The sequence below is a fragment of the Sphingopyxis sp. KK2 genome, from assembly GCF_001990265.1.
Lineage (GTDB): Bacteria > Pseudomonadota > Alphaproteobacteria > Sphingomonadales > Sphingomonadaceae > Sphingopyxis.
The window spans coordinates 1-841 of record NZ_LYVN01000299.1 but is presented as its reverse complement, the minus strand read 5'-3'; the positions used below and the strand labels follow the sequence as shown (position 1 = coordinate 841).

General features: G+C 72.4%; 1 pseudogene. It reads right to left on the bottom strand.

The features are described from left to right. Positions 1-841 (bottom strand): annotated as a pseudogene (locus tag B1A78_RS22915) (hypothetical protein); the annotation flags it as partial.

Sequence of the window (841 nt, the reverse complement as noted above, 5' to 3'; positions counted from 1 at the left end):
TTGGTCTGTCCCGCCGCGAGCGCCTGGTCGGCGGTCGCCTGCGCCGCATCGGCATTGGCAAAGGCGGCATCGGCGCGGCTCTGCGCGGTCGCCGCCTCGACGCGTGCGGTATCGGCCGTCGCCTGCGCCTGCGCCGCCTCGAGCCGTGCGGTGTTCGCGGTGCCCTGCGCCGTGGCGGCGTTGACCAGCGCGGTGTTCGCCGTTACCTGCGCCGCGATCGCGGCATTTTGCGCGGTCGCGGCATTGGCGAGCGCGGTATTTGCCGTCCCCTGCGCGGCGTTCGCGCTCGATTGGGCGGCCGCAGCATTGGCGAGCGCGCTGTTGGCGGTGCCCTGCGCGGCATTCGCCGCCCCTTGCGCCGTGGCAGCATTGGCCAGCGCCGTATCGGCGGTATTCTGCGCCGCCGCCGCCGAAACCGCATTGGTCGCGTTGCCGGCAAGCGCGGCATCGGCCGCCGCCTGCGCCGTCGCGGCATTGGCGAGCGCGCTGTCAGCCGTGCCTTGCGCGGCGTTCGCGGCATTTTGCGCGGTGGCGGCATTGGCGAGCGCGGTGTCGGCGGTCGCCTGTGCCGCCGCGGTGTCCGCAGCCTGCGTCGCGAGCGCGCCGTTCAACTGGTCAAGATTCACCGCATCAGTGCCCGCCGTCGCGGCGCCGACATTGGCGATGATCCGTTCGTTGCCGGCCGATCCGACCGAGACGCTATTGGCGCGATCGGCATTGGAACCTGCGCCGATCGCAACACTGCCCGGCGCGAAAGCCGTCGCGCTGTCGCCGAGGGCGGTCGAGAGATCGGCACTGGCAAAGGCGCCGGCGCCGATAGCAATGGCGTCGTCGCCGTCCG